General features: G+C 72.9%; 14 protein-coding genes. 9 read left to right on the top strand and 5 right to left on the bottom strand.

Features of this window, described 5'->3' with window-relative positions; translation table 11 throughout:
- Positions 1–903: a UTP--glucose-1-phosphate uridylyltransferase GalU gene (galU, locus tag ACLJT4_RS08415; protein ID WP_233658696.1), complete on the bottom strand. Its 903-nt coding sequence runs from the start codon at positions 901–903 to the stop codon at positions 1–3.
- 80 nt (positions 904–983) lie between these two features.
- Here galU and ACLJT4_RS08410 point away from each other — a divergent pair, with 80 nt between their 5' ends.
- Positions 984–1,616, top strand: a complete 633-nt coding sequence (locus ACLJT4_RS08410) for a 5-formyltetrahydrofolate cyclo-ligase (RefSeq protein WP_411121648.1) — start codon at positions 984–986, stop codon at positions 1,614–1,616.
- Between the two features lie 93 nt (positions 1,617–1,709).
- Here ACLJT4_RS08410 and ACLJT4_RS08405 read toward each other — a convergent pair whose 3' ends face one another.
- Positions 1,710–4,493 carry a penicillin acylase family protein gene (locus ACLJT4_RS08405; RefSeq protein WP_411121647.1) on the bottom strand — a complete coding sequence of 928 codons (2,784 nt, stop codon included), beginning with the start codon at positions 4,491–4,493 and terminating at the stop codon, positions 1,710–1,712.
- A 187-nt stretch (positions 4,494–4,680) separates the two neighbouring features.
- Between ACLJT4_RS08405 and ACLJT4_RS08400 the strand changes: the two genes are divergently transcribed.
- The 5 genes from ACLJT4_RS08400 (at position 4,681) to mscL (ending at position 10,954) form a co-directional block, all read left to right on the top strand.
- Entirely contained in the window at positions 4,681–6,240 is a 1,560-nt protein-coding gene (locus ACLJT4_RS08400) for a potassium/proton antiporter (protein WP_411121705.1), read from the top strand.
- 343 nt (positions 6,241–6,583) lie between these two features.
- Positions 6,584–7,870, top strand: a complete 1,287-nt coding sequence (locus ACLJT4_RS08395; protein WP_411121646.1) for an MFS transporter — start codon at positions 6,584–6,586, stop codon at positions 7,868–7,870.
- Positions 7,871–8,006: 136 nt separating this feature from the next.
- Positions 8,007–8,345 (top strand): FmdB family zinc ribbon protein, encoded by a 339-nt coding sequence (locus ACLJT4_RS08390; RefSeq protein ID WP_411121645.1) that lies wholly within the window; start codon positions 8,007–8,009, stop codon positions 8,343–8,345.
- A gap of 218 nt (positions 8,346–8,563) precedes the next feature.
- Entirely contained in the window at positions 8,564–9,397 is an 834-nt protein-coding gene (locus ACLJT4_RS08385; protein ID WP_411121644.1) for an S-methyl-5'-thioadenosine phosphorylase, read from the top strand.
- Between the two features lie 1,038 nt (positions 9,398–10,435).
- Complete coding sequence (mscL, locus tag ACLJT4_RS08380) at positions 10,436–10,954, top strand: large conductance mechanosensitive channel protein MscL (RefSeq protein ID WP_016575973.1); 519 nt, start codon at positions 10,436–10,438, stop codon at positions 10,952–10,954.
- Between the two features lie 39 nt (positions 10,955–10,993).
- On the opposite strand, the gene ACLJT4_RS08375 is transcribed toward mscL, so the two are convergent.
- Positions 10,994–11,353: a hypothetical protein gene (locus tag ACLJT4_RS08375; RefSeq protein ID WP_411121643.1), complete on the bottom strand. Its 360-nt coding sequence runs from the start codon at positions 11,351–11,353 to the stop codon at positions 10,994–10,996.
- 1,059 nt (positions 11,354–12,412) lie between these two features.
- A complete protein-coding gene (locus tag ACLJT4_RS08370; RefSeq protein ID WP_016574400.1) occupies positions 12,413–12,898 on the bottom strand; it encodes an AMP-binding protein in 486 nt (161 codons plus the stop codon).
- A 275-nt stretch (positions 12,899–13,173) separates the two neighbouring features.
- Between ACLJT4_RS08370 and ACLJT4_RS08365 the strand changes: the two genes are divergently transcribed.
- Positions 13,174–14,622, top strand: coding sequence for an MFS transporter (locus ACLJT4_RS08365; RefSeq protein ID WP_411121642.1), 1,449 nt, complete (start codon positions 13,174–13,176; stop codon positions 14,620–14,622).
- Between the two features lie 40 nt (positions 14,623–14,662).
- Here the strand turns inward: ACLJT4_RS08365 and ACLJT4_RS08360 are convergent, their stop codons facing one another.
- The gene (locus ACLJT4_RS08360) at positions 14,663–16,129 is read right to left on the bottom strand and encodes a rhodanese-like domain-containing protein (protein WP_411121641.1); all 1,467 of its coding nucleotides are present in this window, start codon (positions 16,127–16,129) and stop codon (positions 14,663–14,665) included.
- A 193-nt stretch (positions 16,130–16,322) separates the two neighbouring features.
- Between ACLJT4_RS08360 and ACLJT4_RS08355 the strand changes: the two genes are divergently transcribed.
- Positions 16,323–17,174: a GntR family transcriptional regulator gene (locus tag ACLJT4_RS08355; RefSeq protein ID WP_411121640.1), complete on the top strand. Its 852-nt coding sequence runs from the start codon at positions 16,323–16,325 to the stop codon at positions 17,172–17,174.
- A 9-nt stretch (positions 17,175–17,183) separates the two neighbouring features.
- Entirely contained in the window at positions 17,184–18,089 is a 906-nt protein-coding gene (locus tag ACLJT4_RS08350; RefSeq protein WP_411121639.1) for a sulfite exporter TauE/SafE family protein, read from the top strand.
- The last annotated feature ends 85 nt before the right edge of the window (positions 18,090–18,174 follow it).

Here is an 18,174-nt window from a genome sequence, read left to right as displayed (position 1 = left end):
CTACATCTCCTCGGTGACGTAACTGCGCAGCCAGGCCCGGAAGTCGGGGCCCAGGTCCTCACGTTCGCATGCCAGTCTGACAATGGCACGCAGGTAGTCACCGCGGTCGCCGGTGTCATAGCGGCGGCCCTTGAAGACCACGCCGTGCACCGGGCCGCCCAGTTCGGGGTGGGCGGCCAGTACCTGGAGGGCGTCGGTGAGCTGGATCTCGCCGCCGCGGCCGGGGTCGGTCTTGCGCAGCACCTCGAAGACGGCGGGGTCGAGGATGTAGCGGCCGATGATCGCGAGGTTGCTGGGCGCCTCGGCCGGTTCGGGCTTCTCGATCAGGTCGGAGACGGTGACCACGTCGTCGTCGCCGGTGGGAGCGGCGGCCGCGCAGCCGTAGAGGTGGATGTTGGCCGGATCCACCTCCATCAAGGCGATAACCGATCCCCCGTGCTCCTCGCGGACCTCGATCATCCGGCGCAGCAGGGGGTCGCGGGGGTCGATGAGGTCGTCGCCGAGGAGGACCGCGAAGGGCTGGTCGCCGACGTGCGGCGCGGCGCAGAGCACGGCATGGCCGAGGCCCTTGGGGTTGCCCTGGCGGACGTAGTGGATGGTGGCCAGGTCGCTGGACTCCTGGACCTTGGCGAGCCGGGACCCGTCGCCCTTGCGGTGCAGGGCCTCTTCCAGCTCGTAGTTGCGGTCGAAGTGGTCCTCCAGCGGGCGTTTGTTCCGACCGGTCACCATGAGGACGTCGGTGAGTCCGGCCCCGGCCGCTTCCTCCACCACGTACTGGATGGCGGGCTTGTCGACGACCGGCAGCATTTCCTTGGGCGTGGCCTTGGTCGCCGGCAGGAACCGGGTGCCGAGCCCTGCTGCCGGGATGACAGCCTTGCTGATCCGTGCATGCGATGGGGTCATGCGCGCCACCCTAACCGGCCCGCACGGACCGATGATGAGCGTCCGGTTAAGAGATCATGAGAGCCCGAGCGAGGCCCACGATGAGCGTTGAGCACGAGGAAAAGCGCAGGTTGCGGCGGGATCTCCAGGAGGTGAGGAGAGCGTTGCCGACCGATGTCGTCGCGGCCCGGGGCGCCGCGCTGGCCCGGCGGGTGCGGGAGCTGGACGAGCTGCGGGCGGCGGCTCCGGCGGCGGATGCCGGGGGCCCCGAACCAGCCGCGCCGACCGTTGCCGCGTACGTGTCGATCGGCGGAGAGCCGGACACCCGGGCCCTGCTCGACGCGCTGCGGACGGCCGGGGTGCGGGTGCTGCTCCCGGTGCTGCTGCCGGACAACGATCTGGACTGGGCCGTGTACGAGGGCCCCGAGCATCTGGTGCCCGCGGCCTGGGGGCTGCGGGAGCCGGACGGGCCGCGGCTGACTCCGGAGGCGGTGACGGGGGCGGACGTGGTGCTGCTGCCGGGGCTGGCGGTGGACCGGACCGGGTTGCGACTGGGCCGGGGCGGCGGCTCCTACGACCGGGTGCTGGCCCGGCTGGAGCGGTCCGACCGGCGGACGGCGCTGGTGGTGCTGCTCTACGACGACGAGGTGGTGGACGCGGTCCCCGCCGAGCCGCACGACCGCCGGGTGCACGCCGCGGTGACCCCGTCGGGGGTGCACCGCTTCCGGCGCTGACCGGAGCCCCGCGGGACGGTGTTTCACGTGAAACGCCGTCGGGCGGGCCGGAGGTGTCCGGCCCGCCCGATGCGGTGGTGCTTCCGCCGTCCGTTACGGCGACAGGGTCAGGGTGTCCTTCCCGGCCTTCTTCACCGCGTCCTCGCTGAACGCCCAGGGCAGCAGCTCGCCCTTGGCCCACTTGTCGGTCTGGTCGTAGTAGTGGGCTTCGTAGGCGTGCCCGGAGGCGCCGGTGAGGTTTATCCAGCGGGACTTGTCGAGGTCGGCGAGGTTGACCACCATCCGCATGGACGGGACCCAGGTGACCTTGTAGCCGCCGGCGGCGTTCCAGCCAGTGGCGTCGACCGCGGCCTCACCGCCGCCGAGGTTCCACGGCCCGCGGTTGAGCAGGCTCTGGAGGAAGCCCGGGCCCTCCTTGCCAAGGGTCTGGTTGGTGAGGTCCATCTGGTGCAGGCGGCCCCAGGCCCAGTTGTCGATGTTCTTGCCCAGCTTGGACGTCAGCTCGTAGCGGGCGTCCTTCATGGCCTGGGCGAGGAGCTGGTCGCGGTTCTTCAGGCCGGGGTGGCCGGGCCGGTCCTCGGTGTGCCACCAGGCGTTGTTCGGGTCGTCGAGGATGTTCCGGACGACCTCGTACCAACGGTCGCCGCCGTCGGGCTGGGCGGTGTCACCGGACCGCTCGCCGCACTCGCGGACCAGCTTGTCCTGGTCGTCGGCCGGGCCGGTGTCGCTGGCCGGGCGGACGTAGAGGCACTGGCCCTGGACCCGCAGCTCCTTGGGCATCTTGTTGCCGAAGGCGAGCTTGAGGGTGTTGCGCCAGACCGCGTTGAAGTAGGCGGCCGCGGCGGAGTCCGGCTCCTGGGTGAAGTCCCAGCCGTTGAGCAGCTGCTGGGCGTCGCGGACGTACTTGTCCTTGATGTCGATCTTCGTCAGGTAGGGCGTCAGCAGCCGGGCGATCTCGCTGCTGTTGTCCGTCTGGAACGACTGCATGTCGTCGGTGGAGACCTTGCCGCCGTCCTTGATCTTGGACTCGATCAGGTCGGTGATCCGCTGACTGCGGGCGCCGTAGCCCCAGTCCTTGGTGATCAGGTACGGGTACTTGGCGTTGGTGACGGCCTGGTTGGCGGTGACGATGAAACCGCGCTTGGGGTTGTACTCGTAGGGCAGGGCGCTCTGCGGGATGGTGCCCTTCCACTGGTAGGCCGGGTCCCAGCCGGGCGCCGGGTAGGTGCCGTCGCCCTTCCCGCGGATCGGGATGGTGCCGGGGGCCTGGTAGCCGATGTTGCCCTTGGTGTCGGCGTAGATGAGGTTCTGCGAGGGGACCTCGAAGTCGGCCGCGGCCTTGCGGAAGCTGGTCCAGTCCTTGGCGCGGTTGAGCTCGAAGACGGCGTCCATGGACTTGCCGGGGGTCAGCGCGGTCCAGCGCAGGGAGACGGCGTAGCCGTCGCCGCGGTCGGGGGCGCCGTTGGTGACCGGGGCGTCCTTGCCGACGCCGGCCAGCTCGTCGTCGCGGTCAGAGACGATCGGACCGTTGTTGGTGGACCGGACGGTGATCTTGCGGCTCTCGCCGCCGGCGACCTTGATGGTCTCCTGGCGGGTGAGGAACGGCTTCTGCTTGCCGTCGTAGAGATAGCCGTCGGCGTTGATCTTCTCCAGGTAGAGGTCGGTGACGTCAGCGCCCAGGTTGGTCATGCCCCAGGAGATGTCCTGGTTGTGGCCGATGATGACGCCGGGCATCCCGGAGAAGGTGAAGCCGGCCACGTTGTAGTTGCACTTGGGACCGATGGTGCGGCAGTGCAGGCCCATCTGGTACCAGAGCGAGGGCATCTGCGGAGCCAGGTGCGGGTCGTTGGCGAGCAGCGGCTTGCCGGTGGTGGTGTGCTCCCCGGAGACGACCCAGGAATTGGAGCCGATGCCGTTGCCGTTGGGGCCGAGCAGCGCCGGGACCTGTCCGAGGGTCTTGGAGAGCGAGGAGAGCTGCGCCTGGACGCCGGCGGTGGCGTTGCGCGTGGTCCCGGTGCCCGTACCGGTCCCCGTGCCCGTACCGGTCCCCGTGCCGGTGCCCGTTCCCGTACCCGTGCCGCTGTTGGTGCCGGCGTTGCTGTCGCCCTTGGGGTCGAACTCCTTGGTGGCCGGGTCGACGCTGCCGCCGTCGACGATCGGCCGGTTCCGCTGGTACGGGTACTCCGGGTACAGCTGGGCGATCTGCTGCGGGGTGAACCGACTGGTCATCAGGGACCGGTCGATCTCTTCCTTCATGTTGCCGCGCAGGTCCCAGGCCATCGCCTTGAGCCAGGCCACCGAGTCGACCGGGGTCCAGGGCGCGGGCTTGTAGTCGTTGGTGAAACCGAGCGCGGCGTACTCCAGGGAGAGCGCCGAACCCTGGTGGTCCTTGAGGTAGGCGTTGACACCGGCGGAGTACGCCTGAAGGTATTTCTTCGTGCTGGCCGAGAGCTTGGTGTCGTATTCCTTCTGCGCCACCTCGTGCCACCCGAGGGTGCGCAGGAACTCGTCCGTCTTGATCTGGCTCTTGCCGAACATCTCGGAGAGCCGGCCGGCCGTCATGTGGCGGCGGACGTCCATCTCCCAGAAGCGGTCCTGCGCCTGCACGTAGCCCTGGGCGCGGAAGAGGTCCTCGTCGGTGTCGGCGTAGATCTGCGGAATGCCGTTGGCGTCACGGACGACGTCCACCGGGTCGGTCAGGCCCGGAAGTTTGAGCGATCCCGTGGTTTCCGGGAAGGAGGCGCGCACGGTGCTGACGCCCCAGTACGCGCCGAAGCCGATGCCCGCCACGAGCAGCAGCACGACCGTGAGGGCGACGAGGCGGCCTCGCCGCCCTCTCTTCTTTTTGGGGGCTGGACCGGACTTGTTGGCGGGCATCTCTGTCCTTCGAGGGGCAGGGTGGGAGTGCTGGAGCAACCATAGGCGCACCGGTTTGCCGACCCCTACGCGGAGTCACCACCGAGCACATTAAACTTTCAAGCAATGGTAAATTGTTAGGGTCAGTAACTAGATACGGTAAGGACAACCAGCCCATCCCGACCAAGGCGCGTGGAAGGATCAGCTCCTGACTGTCGAACACCTCAACGAACTCCTGCTGATCTGCTCACTCGTACTGCTCATCGCAGTGGCCGCAGTACGACTCTCCTCGCGCAGCGGGCTCCCCAGCCTGCTCATCTACTTGGGGATAGGCATCGCGATAGGGCAGGACGGCGTCGGCGGCGTCATCTTCGACAACGCCGAACTGACCCAACTCCTCGGCTACGCCGCACTGGTGGTGATCCTCGCCGAAGGCGGCCTGGGCACCAAGTGGAAGGAGATCAAACCGGCCCTCCCACGGGCCGCGGTGCTGTCCACCTTCGGCGTCGCGGTGAGCGTCGGGGTCACCGCTGCCGGCGCGCACTACCTCGCCGGCCTCGAATGGCGCCAAGCACTGCTGATCGGCGCGGTGGTGTCGTCCACGGACGCCGCGGCGGTCTTCTCGGTGCTGCGCAGCGTGCCGCTGCCGGCCCGGCTGACCGGCATCCTGGAAGCCGAATCCGGCTTCAACGACGCCCCGGTGGTCATCCTCGTCGTGGCCTTCTCCACCGCCGGCCCGGCCGAACACTGGTACGTGCTGCTCGGCGAGATAGCGCTGGAACTGGCCATCGGCGCCGCCGTCGGCCTGGCCATCGGCTGGCTGGGCGCGTACGGGATGCGACACGTGGCGCTGCCCGCCTCCGGCCTCTACCCGATCGCGGTGATGGCCATCGCGGTCTCCGCGTACGCGGCCGGCGCGCTGGCGCACGGCTCCGGCTTCCTCGCCGTCTACCTGGCCGCGGTCATCCTCGGCAACGCCAAACTCCCGCACGCCCCGGCCACCCGCGGCTTCGCCGAGGGGCTCGGCTGGATCGGGCAGATCGGCATGTTCGTCCTGCTCGGCCTGCTGGTCACCCCGCACAACCTGCTCGACGACATCGTGCCGGCGCTGCTCATCGGCATGATCCTCACGCTGGTCGCCCGCCCGCTGTCGGTCTTCACCTCGCTGCTGCCCTTCCGGGTGCCGTGGCAGGAGAAGGCCCTGCTGTCCTGGGCCGGGCTGCGCGGCGCGGTACCGATCGTGCTGGCCACCATCCCGATGGTGAGCGACGTCCCCGGCAGCGAGACGGTCTTCAACATCGTCTTCGTGCTGGTCGTGGTCTACACCCTCATCCAGGGCCCGACGCTGCCGTGGCTGGCCCGCCGGCTCCGATTGGGCGAGGGCGAGGAGGCCGCCGACCTGGGCATCGAGTCGGCGCCGCTGGAACGGCTGCGCGGGCACCTGCTGTCCACGTCGATAGGCCCCACCTCCCGGATGCACGGCGTGGAGGTCGGCGAGCTGCGGATGCCGGCGGGCGCCGCGGTCACCCTCGTCGTGCGGGACGGCACCAGCTTCGTGCCGTCCCCCACCACGGTGCTGCGCCGCGGCGACGAACTGCTGGTGGTCGCCACCGACCCGGTGCGGGACGCGGCCGAGCGGCGGCTCCAGGCGGTGTCCCAGGGCGGCAAGCTGGCCGGCTGGCTGGGGACCGGTGCGGAACGGACCGGTGCGGAACGGCGCCCTCAGGAAGGGGCGGCGGAGCGCGGACGGCGACGCGGGGTCGGTTGACCCGACGGGCGGCGGGCCCGCCCCGCTTGCCCGGCCGAGCGTCGTATGTGCGCTATCTCTCCACCGATAGCAAGGAAATCCGCGGGAAGCCCTGGTTAATCCCAGGGCTTCTTTGCCTTTTGCCTGTACAATCGAGAAGGAAATTTGTACGGATCACGAACCAACTCTGCCTGACGCAGAGCTGGCGCGACCGCTCGGCGGCCGCGGTCCCCTGCCACACGCAGCCACCCCTTTCGGTGCGGACCATGCGGTATCACTCGGTCCTGCGCGAGAGGACAGCTCTCGGCGCTCAACCGGGACGACCTCTCGGGGCAGCGCTACCAGGCAGTAGAAAGGCCCGGCCGTGGCATCCGCGGTCAAGGACCCCCGTCCCGGTTACGGACAACTGTTGCGCACGCCCAGTGCGTGGACCTTCCTGTTGCCCGGCTTCCTGGCCCGACAGCCGTTCGCCATGCTGACCATCGGCATCGTCCTGCTCGTCCAGTCCACCACCGGCTCCTACGGCACCGCCGGCGCGGTCTCCGCCGCCACCGGCGTCTCGATGGCGCTCTTCGCCCCGCAGGGCGGCAAGCTCGCCGACCGCTTCGGCCAGCGCGCCGTGCTCATCCCCGGCGTCCTGGTCCACGTCGCCGGCGTCTCGGCACTGATCGTCCTGGCCCTCGCGCACGCCCCCCTGTGGGCGCTGCTCGCCGTGGCCGTCCCCACCGGCGCCTCGACGCCGCAGGTCGGCCCGATGGTGCGGGCCCGCTGGGCGGCCAAGCTGGGCGGCACCCCGCTGATGCCCACCGCCGCCGCCTTCGAGTCGGTGACCGACGAGTTCACCTTCGTCGTCGGCCCGGTCCTGGCCACCGCGCTGTGCACCGGCATCCACCCGGCCGCCGGCCTGATCGCCGAGGCCGTGCTGTCGCTGGCCGGCGGGCTGCTGTTCGCCTCCCAGCGACGCACCCAGCCGCCCGTCCACCGGGGCGCGTCCGACGCCCACCCCCGCGTCTCGGCCCTGTCCATCCCCGGCGTGCGCGTCCTGATCGTGGCGTTCCTCGGCATCGGTTCGGTCTTCGGCGGCATGCAGGTCTCGCTGACCGCGCTGACCGAGAGCATCGGCCAGCCCGGCCTCAACGGCGTGCTCTACGGGGTCTTCGCCGGCGGCAACATGCTCGCCGGCATCGCCTGCGGCGCCATCGCCTGGAAGATCGGCCCCCGCCGCCGCCTGCTCGTCGCCTACGGGCTGCTGGCCCTGGCCACCACCCCGCTGTGGGCGGTGACCGCGCTGCCGCTGCTGGGCGCCGTCGGCCTGGTCGTCGGCCTGTGCATCGCCCCCGCGCTGATCACCGGCTACACCCTCGTCGAGTCGCTGGTCCCGGCCGCTGCCCGGACCGAGGCGTTCACCTGGCTGACCGGAGCGGTCGCCCTCGGCCAGGCCGCCGCGGCCACCTCCGCCGGCCAACTGGCGGACCGCTTCGGCCCGAGCTCCGGCTTCCTGGTGCCGCTGGCCGGCACCGTGCTGGCCCTGGTGGTCCTGCTGAGCCTGCGGGCCCATCTGATGCCCCGCACGTCCACGGTCGTCACCGGGTCGGCGGAGGCCGCCGGCACCCCCGCCGACGAGCGCGAACGCGAGCTGAGCCACGCCTGAACGGACGCCCCGGCGGGTCCGCGCACCGGCGTGGAGTCGGTCACCGTGCGACGTTCACGGTGGACTGGCGCGCGGGAATACTGCAAGATGGAGCGTCGTTAGCACTCAATGAGTGAGAGTGCCAGGAGGAAGTCAAGTGCCGACCTACCAGTACCAGTGCACCGCGTGCGGCGAGGGCCTTGAGGCCGTGCAGAAGTTCACCGACGACGCGCTCACCGAGTGCCCCAGCTGCAACGGACGCCTCAAGAAGGTGTTCTCGGCGGTCGGCATCGTCTTCAAGGGCTCCGGCTTCTACCGCAACGACAGCCGCGGCTCGTCGTCCAGCAGCAGCCCCGCCAACAGCTCCTCGACGTCGTCGAACGGCTCGTCGTCGAGCAGCTCCACCCCCTCGACGTCGACGCCCTCCACTTCGTCCTCGTCCTCCGACGGCGCTTCGAAGTCGTCGACCCCGGCGAGCTCCGGCTCGGCCGCCTGACCCGCGGCAGCAGCCCGGCGCGCGACGCCACCGGCAACCGGACTCCAGGCCCCGCCTCCCCACCAGGGACGGCGGGGCCCGTCGCATCCCGGCCGGGGCGTGCGAACCGAGCCCACCACCCCGGAGCCGAGCAGCGCGCCACGTGCCCGGCCCCGCGGACTCCGACGGTTCCGGTGACCCACCAGCGGACCGCCGCCACGCCCCGATAGTGTGACCGCATGGCTGAGGCGGAGATTGGCGTTATCGGCGGGTCGGGCTTCTACTCCTTCCTGGACGACGTGACCGAGGTCGCTGTGGACACGCCCTACGGGCCTCCCAGCGACTCCCTGTTCCTCGGCAAGATCGCCGGCCGCTCGGTCGCGTTCCTGCCCCGGCACGGCCGCGGCCACCACCTCGCGCCGCACCGCATCAACTACCGCGCCAACCTCTGGGCCCTGTGCTCCCTCGGCGTGCGGCAGGTCCTCGGCCCGAGCGCGGTCGGCGGGCTGCGCCCCGAGTACGGCCCGGGCACGCTGCTGGTCCCCGATCAACTCGTGGACCGCACCAAGTCCCGCGTCCAGACCTACTTCGACGGCGAACCGCTCCCGGACGGCAGCGTGCCCAACGTCGTCCACCTCACCTTCGCGGACCCGTACTGCGACACCGGCCGCGTCGCCGCCCTGGGCGCCGCCCGCGGCCGGGACTGGGAGCCGGTCGACGGCGGCACCCTCGTGGTGATCGAGGGCCCGCGCTTCTCCACCCGCGCCGAGTCGCGCTGGCACGCCGCGCAGGGCTGGTCGGTGGTCGGCATGACCGGCCACCCCGAAGCCGTCCTGGCCCGCGAACTGAGCCTCTGCTACACCTCGTTGACGCTGGTCACCGACCTGGACGCGGGCACCGAGACCGGCGAGGGCGTCTCCCACGAGGAGGTCCTGAAGGTCTTCGGCGAGAACATCAGCCGGCTCCGCGAGGTCCTCTTCGACACCGTCGCCGCACTGCCCGCCAACGAGGACCGCGCCTGCCGGTGCACCGACGCGCACCAGGGCTGGGACCTGGGCATCGAGCTGCCGTAGGCGCGGGAGCAGCGCCGGGGCGGGGACGGCTCGAACGCCCCTGTCGGGTGACGGAGTTGTCCACAACCGCAGGTTCGTCCACAGGCCGGAGCGGGCCACCGCGTCATGCGGCACGGTGGTGAGCGCGGGGCCGAACGCCGGTCCCGCTCCGCACCACAGGCGGTGACGACCATGCCCCACCCCTCCGCGCCCTTCCCTCCGACGCCCCGGACGCCCGTTTCTCCACTGCCCTCGCCGACCCCGCTGACTCGTCTGACTCCTCTGACTCCTCTGACGGCTGCGACGGCTGCGACGGCTGCGACGGCTGCGACGGCTGCGACGGCTGCGACGGCTGCGACGGTCTCGTTACCCCCGACGATCCGGACCATCCCGACGGACCCGTCGATCCCGTCGTCCCCGGTCCTGCCCGCTCCCCCGCGGTGTGAAGTGCCGCACTTCGCCCCCGTCCGCGCGGGCGGTCTCGGCCCCACCCGATGGCACGGGGCAGCACGGCGGCGACTGCTCACCGTCGCCCTGGCAACGACCGCCGCAGCACTGGCCACCGGCCTGTCGCACGGTCCGGCGCGCACCACGTCCGCGCCCACCGGCTGCCCCGCCGCGGCGGCCTCAGGGGGGCGATGACCATGACGGAGCGGGGGCAAGATCGAGTGGCGTCCACCGATCGGGCGCGCGAGACTTCTGCGAGTGGCGGGGCACCTGCCGCACGCCGCACCTGCCGGCGTGCCCGCACCACCGATACCGAAGCCGCTATCGGCACCGCCGCACCAATCGCCGCCGCACGGGCCCTGCCGAGCGGCCGGATTCGCCGCCGCCCGGTGGCTCCCGGTTCCCGCCCGGCCGCCCGGCCGCACCGTACGAGCCGCCTCCGGCACGGCCCGGTCCCCGGGATCCGTCGTACCAGTACGGAAATCCGCACTGACGCTCTGGCCGATCGCCGGTTCGGGTTGCGCGATTGGACACCTCCGCCCCGCCCTGCCGTAAGTTGCGGTGCTGATTGTCGGTGCACCGTCCAAAGTAAGCGTGGAAAGAGGCTGTCAGGTGAGCGAGAACAAGAGCGTCCTTCAGGGATTCAAGGACTTCCTGATGCGCGGCAACGTCATCGAACTCGCGGTGGCGGTCGTCGTCGGTGCGGCGTTCACGAGCATCGTCAACGCGGTGGTCAAGGGCGTCATCAACCCGATCGTCGGTGCCTTCGGCTCGCAGAACCTCGACAACTACCAGACCTGCCTCTCCACGTGCTCGGTGGACAAGAAGACCGGCCTGTACGTGGACGGCATCTACGTCCTGTGGGGCTCGGTGCTCAGTGCGGCGCTGACCTTCCTGATCACCGCGGGCGTCGTCTACTTCCTCATGATCCTTCCGATGAACAAGTGGAAGGCCCGCCAGGACGCCAAGAAGTCGGCCGACGACGCGGCGGCGCCGGCCCCGACCGAGATCGAGCTGCTCACCGAGATCCGCGACGCCCTGATCGCCCAGCGCGACGGCACCTCGGCCACTCCGGGGGCGGCCGCGGCGGCGGCGATCGTCACGCAGAAGACCCAGCAGACCCAGCAGTAGCGAGCGCTACGGACGGCCGAAGCCGCCCCCTCGCCTCGCTCAGAGGTGGTGGGGCGGCTTCTCGTCCAAGAAGCGGGCGAGGTCGGCGGCGCTGTCCGTGCTGGCGGCGCGCTCGCCCCAGCCGCGATCGGTGTCGTCCGAGGACTGCTGGCTCAACGGGTCGTCGAAGATCAGGGCGGCGGCGCTCCTCGGCGCCGGCCGCGCGGTGACGGCGGGCTCGCTGCCGGCCGGCGCCGCGGGGGCCTCGGCCGGGGCGACGAGCCCTCCGGACGCGGTCGGCTCCGGAGCCTCGGCCGGGACGACGGCGTCGGGCGTCGGGCTCGGGTCGCCGGTTCGGGTGCCCCGGCCGCCCCGGGCGGTCGGCTCGGGCTCGGCGGGGGGCTGGGACGTGGTGCTCACCCCTTCAGGGTACGGGCGGACACCGCGCTTGCCCGGCGCAGCGGGTCGTTGGTGACGCCGTGCTTGCGATGGCCGGGCGGAGGCCGGCGGGGCGGGGGCCGGCGGAGCTGCCGGGGACCCGCGGAGCTGCGGAGTGGTGTGGCTGCGGAGTGGTGTGGCTGCGGAGTGGTGTGGCTGCGGAGTGGTGTGGCTGCGGGGCGGCGTCCGGTTAACCGGTGGGTGGCTGAGCACCGTCCGGGCCAGCGGCTTCCGGTTGGTCGGTGGCTGGTTCGGCGGTGGGGGGGCGGGGGCGACGGCCGGGCCTAGGTGCTCCGGCTGCCGTTCTCGTGGGTGGGTATCGGGTGGGCCCGGTGCGCGTCCTGCGGGCGCGTGGGCGGACCGTGCTCGGCGCAGCCCCGCCCGCGCGCCCGCCCGCGCGCAGAACCGGGGAGGGAGAGGGGCACGGGGTGGGGGTGGGGGTGGGGGTGATGGCCCCGGGCTTCACTCTTCGGCATGGCTACCCGGCTTCCGTACGGGGGCGGGAAGACTCACGCTAGGAGCGCTCGCGGGGCCCGGCCCGCTGGGTGGCGCATCGGGGTGTGGGGTGCGGGGTCGCGTTCCGTGGGGGCCGGTGTCTGGGATGCCTGCGCTCACCGGTGGCGTTCCGTGGGGGCGGGTGCCGTTTCCGCCGGAGCGGGTCAGGACGGACGCCCGGGGCCGGACGAGTGCGCAGGCCGGGCGAGTGCGCAGGCCGGGCGTGCGTGTGCCCGATTCCGGGTGAGTGGCCGGGGCCGGACGAGGACCGGGAGCCGGACGGGTACCCAGGTCCGGGCGGCTGGAGCCAACTGCCCGAGGTGCCCGAGTCCGGGCAGCTGGAGCTGACGGCCGGGGCGAACTGCCCGAGGAACCCGGGCCCGGGATGCCTGCCCGCGGTACGGGCGGGACCTGATGGGATGGGTGATCACCGTGTTGCCGGGGCGGGGCGGGGCGGGTCGGGTCGGGGCGTTCGTGGGGAGGTGTGTCGGGCCGTGGGGAGCGTGACGCGGGCCGCGGTGGGCGCCGCGGCCCGTAGCGCGTGGGTCAGTCGGTGGCGAGGGCCTCGTGCCACCACTTGTCGCGGCCGGGCTTCCAGGAGACCGGGCGGGAGCAGCGGTTCACCACCAGGACGGTGTGCGGCAGGCCGCCGGCGGTGGCGGTGCGCGCCAGCGCGTGGTCCAGTACCGGCTTCACCGGCCGGATGGCGCCGTCCCAGAACGCCGCGTCCGCGGTGATCAGCACCCGGATCCCCGTCTCCCTTATTCGCGCGGCCAGTTCGGGGACGGTCAGCGAGACCGGCAGCGTGGTGCGTATCGCCTCCAGGCGACCGCAGGCGAGCGTGGCGATCACCGATTCGGGGACCAGCGGCAGGTGGACCGCGACCCGGTCGCCGGCGCGCACGCCGTAGCGGGCGAGCGCGGCGGCCGCGCGGTCGGCCTGTTCCAGGAGCATGCCGTGCGTCAGCTCCTCCAGACGGCCCGGCTCCCCGCTCCAGGTGAGGGCGATCTGCGACGCATCCGGCTCTTGCACTTCCGGGGCGTCATCTGCATGCTCTGAGATCACACGGCGCAACATGCGCATCAGCATGAGGACCAGCGATCAACGATCGCTGAACGTCCGCTGTACGGTCCCTCGGAGGCCGTGCGGCTCTACGGGGCGAACGCCGGGCCCCTTCTCGCACCCTGCACGGTAGCGCGGCCCGTTCCCGCCTCTATCTGCCCCGGTCCGGTGCGCTTCACCCCTCTCTCTTCTTCTTCCTTCCGTGGTTCTTCGTCCGGTGTGTTGAGAGGCGGGTCGTCGGCGCCATGTCCGTACCTCCTGTGAACGGTCTTCCTCCCCAGGTTCGTTGGGCGCAGGCGGCGTTGGCCGTCGGGGCGTTCTGCGTCCAGTTGGACTCCTTCGCGCTGAATCCGGCGCTGCCCGTCGTCCGGGCCGATCTGCACGGTTCGCCGGCCGTGGTGCCGTGGGTGGTCAGCGGCTACCTGCTCGCCGCGGGGGCGCTGATGCCGGCGGCCGGGCGGCTGGCCGACCTCTACGGGCGGCGGCGGATGCTGACGCTCGGAGCAGTGCTCTTCGGTGTGAGCGCTGCACTGTGCGCGCTGGCGCCGACACTGCCGTTCCTGGTGGCGGCGCGGGTGGCGCAGGGCGTCGGCGGCGCGTTGATCATGCCGGCGGGGTTGGCGCTGCTCACCAACGCCTCCCCGCCGGGGCAGGGGCGGCGGGCGACCGGGCGGGCACTGGGCCTGGCCGGGGCGGCCACCGTCTGCGGCCCGTTCCTCGGGGGCGTCCTGGCCCAATCGGCTTCCTGGCGGGCCGTGTTCTGGCTGACGGTGCCGTTCGCCGCGGCCACGGCGTGGTTGGCCCGCAGGGCGGACGAGTCCCGGGACGCGTCGGCCGCGCAGTCGCCCTTGGACGTGGCGGGCGCGTGGACCGCGACCGGCGCCCTGCTGTGTCTGGCGCGGTGGCTGGAGCACGTCGGCGGCTGGGGTTGGGCGGTGGGCGCGGCGTCGCTGGGCGCGCTGTTCGTCCGGGCCGAACGGCGCGCCCCCGCACCGCTGGTGGACCTCGCGTTGTTCCGTAACCTGCCCTACGTGACGCTGACCGCGGCCGGGGCCGTCGCCAACGCGGCGACGGTGGCGCTGCTCTACGTCCTGCCGTCGACGCTCCAACAGGGGTGCGGATGGGGGGCGTTGGGTGCGGGGGTCGCGTTCTTGGCGCCGGCCGCGGCGCTGGCCGTCGGGGGGCCGGTGGCCGGGCGGGTGCGTCCCGGGGCGGCCGTGCCGGTGATGGCCTCGTGCCTGGCCGGCGCCGGGGGCGCGCTGTGGGTGGCCGGGGCCGCGACGGGCCCGTCGGTCCTGGTGGTGGCCTCGACGGGCGCCGCGGTGGCGTTGGGGGTGGCGGGCGGACTGGCCCTCACCGGGACTCAGGCGGTGGTCCGTCGGGAACGCGCCGGGGAGGCTTCGGGCGTCACGAAGTCGGTCCTGACGGTGACGGCGGGGCTGGGGTTGGCCCTTGTGGGGGCGGGAACCGGCGATGCTGGGGGTGGCGGGGGCGCTGGTGGCCTGGTGGGGCCCGACGGCGCCGGTGGCCTCGTGGGGCGGGCGGCCGGTGGCGGAGTGCTGCCCTCTCTGGCGCTCCCGGCCGTGGGGTGCCTGGCGGGGGCCGTGCTTGCGGCGGCGCTGGCGGTCGTGGCGGCGGCATCGGGGCGCCGCGGCGCGGGCCGCGGCCGGGACGGGCGGCGGGGACGGGGATGAGGCGTGGGCGTGGGGGAGGGCCGGGGCCCTCCCCCACGGGTCAGGCGGGGACGGGCACCGGGCAGCCGCCGGAGACGTCGCTGACGTCGTCGAAGCCGCTCGCCTCCAGGAGGGCCGCGGCGATCACCGAGCGGTTGCCGCTGCGGCAGTAGAGGACGACCGGGCGGGCCGGGTCCAGCTCGTCGATCCGGTCCAGCAGGGCGGCCAACGGGATGTTGCGGGCGCCGGGCAGGGCGCCCGCCGCGTACTCGGCCGGGTTGCGGACGTCGATCAACTGGACGCCGTCCGTCGGGTCCAGGGGCAGTCGTTCGAGCAGGTCGGCCAGGCGCAGCCGGGTGCTGCGGCGGGTGCGTTCCGGGGCGCCCGCCAGGACGCCGGCCAGGTCCGGGAGGTGGCCGAGGACCCGGTCGTAGCCGATGCGGGCGAGCCGCAGGCGGGCCTCGTGCTCCGTCCCGGGGGCGGCCAGGAGCACGATCGGGGTGCCCGGGGCCACCACGCTGCCGGCGTACTCCGCGAACCGGGTGTCCAGGCCGACGTGCAGCGAACCGGCCAGGTGGGCGCGGGCGTAGTCGGCGGCCGGCCGGCAGTCGAGGAGGGCGGCGCCCTGCCGGTCGCGGGCGGTGAGCGCCTCGGCCAGGGTGAGCGGGGCCGGTGGTGCGGGGTCCCGTAGGGGGTGGCCGTCGCGGTTGAGGGCCGCGTCGTGGGCGAAGTAGCCGGGGGCGGTGGGTTGTTCGGCGGTGACGAGCCGGACGAAGGCGTCCTCGGTCATGGGCTGGAGTGCGTAGTTGAGGCGGCGTTGGTCGCCGATGGTGGAGCTGGTCTCGGTGGAGATGCTGCGGCCGCAGGCCGAGCCGGCGCCGTGGGCGGGGAAGATCCGGGTCGCGTCCGGGAGGGTGAGCAGTTTGGTGTGCAGGGAGCGGTAGAGGCGTGCGGCCATGTCCTGCGGGGTGTGGCCGGCGGCGGAGAGCAGGTCGGGGCGGCCGACGTCGCCGACGAACAGGGTGTCGCCGGTCAGGACGCCGAACGGCGCCTCGTCGTCGGGGTTCTCGCGGACGACCAGGCAGAGGGATTCCAGGGTGTGCCCGGGGGTGGCGAGGACGGTGAGGGTGACACCGGATTCCGTTCCCGTCGCCGTCCCGGATTCCGTTCCCGTCGCCGTCCCGGGCTCGGTCCCCGGGGCCGCGTCGGACGGCTCGCGGGGTGCGGCGCCCAGGCAGATGCGTTCGCCGTCCCGTAACCGCCGGATGGGGAAGCCGGTTTCGGCGGCGGCGCCGAAGGCGATCTCGGCGCCGGTCGCCCGGGCCACCTCCAGGTGTCCGGAGAGGAAGTCGGCGTGGATGTGCGTCTCGATGACGAGTTCGATGCGCAGGCCGGCCGCTTCGGCGTCGGCCAGGTACGCGTCGATGTCCCGGCGCGGGTCGACGAGGACGGCGCGTCCGGTGGTCTGATCGCCGATCAGGTACGACGCCTGGGACAGGCAGTCGAGGTAGTACTGCGCGAAGTGCACGGTCGGGCCTCCAGGGGTGCGCGGCGCCCGTGCGCGGTTCGGCTCGCTCGGGCTGGGAGCGTGGACGGCTGAATACACCGCGCATCTCGCTCTGTTGTGCGGATGCACGGATGTACGTACATTAAGTATCCGGTTGGCGGGGGGACAAGCCGGACCCCTCCCCGCGGACCGGACCACGGACGAGAGGACCGACATGACGCCGCCCCAGCCCGAACCGACGGGCGCGTACGGCCGGATGCCCCGGCGCGGCGCCGACGGCAACGGCGACGCGCACGGGCCGCGCCCGTTGGACCGCGGTTCCCCGCTGCCCCTGTGGGCGCAGCTGCGGGACGACCTGCGCCGCCGGATGGAAGCCGGTGCGTTCACCGAGGAGTTCCCGGCCGAGCACCGGCTGACGGGCGAGTACGAGGTCAGCCGCCACACCGTCCGGGAGGCGCTGCGCAAACTGCGCGCCGACGGCCTGGTGATCGCCGAACGCGGCCGCGCCAGCCGCCTCGACGCCCGCCGCATCCAGCAGCCGCTCGGCTCCCTCTACAGCCTCTTCCGCGACCTGGAGGCCCAGGGCGTGGACCAGCACAGCGAGGTGCTGCGGCTGGAGCGGACCGCGGACGCGACGGTCGCCGGGCACCTGGGGCTGATCCCGGACGCGCCGCTGGTCGTCCTGGAGCGGTTGCGCCTGGCGGACGGCGAACCGCTGGCCCACGACACCGCGTACCTCCCGGCCGACCTGGCCGAGCCGCTGCTGGGCGCCGACTTCGGACACACCTCGCTCTACGGCGAACTGTCCCGGCGCTGCGGGGTGAAGGTCACCGGCGGGCGCGAACGGATCGCCCCGTTCCTGCCGGACGTGCGGCAGGCGTGGCTGCTCGGGCTGGCCGACCGGGAGGCGGCGTTCGCCATCGAACGCGTCGGCCGGGCCGGGGAACGGGTGGTGGAGTGGCGCGAGACGGTGGTCCGCGGCGACCGCTTCGCGTTCGTCGCCGAGTGGTCCGACGCCGGTCGGGCGGTCGCCCTCGCCCCGCGCGCCGCGGCGCCGTCCGTCTGACGGGCCGCCGTGTCCGTCCTCATAGCCGCGACGGCGCTGCCCTGCGGGCTGTTGATCGGCCTGTTGCTGGGCGCGCTCGGCGGTGGCGGTTCGGTGCTGGCGGTGCCGGCCCTGGTCTATCTGATGGGCCAGTCCCCGCACGCGGCGACCGCGGGCGCCCTGGTGGTGGTCGCGGTCGGTGCGGTCAGCGGACTGCTCTGCCACGCCCGGGCCGGCCGGGTCCGCTGGGCCGCCGGCGCGACGTTCGGCGCCCTGGGGACGGCCGGCAGCTACGCCGGTTCCCGTTGGAGCGCGGCCCTGGACCCCGGCGTCCTGATGGCCGCGTTCTCGGTGCTGATGCTGGTGGTGGCGGCGGGCATGGTGTTGCGCGGGGGGCGGCGGAGCGCACCGGCCGCCACGGAGGACGGGGCACCGGAACCGGAGCCTCCCGAGGAGCGGTCGACGCCCCGGGGCTGGCCGACGCGCTTACGGGAGGGGCGGCGCTCGCGGGAGTTGACGCGCCCCCCGGAGTGCGGGCGCCGGCCCGAGGGCCCGGGCGTCCCCCGCCCCCGTCCGCTCCGCACCGCCCTGACCGCCTCGGCCGTGGGGCTGCTCACCGGCTTCTTCGGGGTGGGCGGCGGCTTCGTCGTGGTGCCCGCCCTCACCCTCGTCCTCGGCCTGGAGATGCCGGTCGCCGTCGGCACCTCGCTGCTGGTGATCCTGGTCAACTCCGGCGTGGCGCTGGCGACCCGGGCCGGTACCGGGTCCTTGGACTGGCCGCTGCTGGCCACCCTCGCGGCCTGTGCCGCGGCCGGCAGTCACCTCGGCAACCGGCTCGCCGGCCACCTGCGCCCGCAGACCCTCACCACGTCCTTCGCCGCCCTCGTCGCCGTCCTCGCGCTGGCGATGGCGGCCAGCACCCTGCCCGGCCTGTGAGACCGCCGCCCGGACGCCACGACGTCCCGCCTCAGGCCCGCGACCGACCCCGGGCCCGCACCTCCGGGGCCCGCCCGGGCACCCG

Origin of the sequence: Streptomyces sp. x-19, from assembly GCF_046549115.1 — a bacterium.
Taxonomy (GTDB): domain Bacteria; phylum Actinomycetota; class Actinomycetes; order Streptomycetales; family Streptomycetaceae; genus Streptomyces; species Streptomyces albulus_C.
This window is presented reverse-complemented; position numbering and strand designations above follow the sequence as displayed.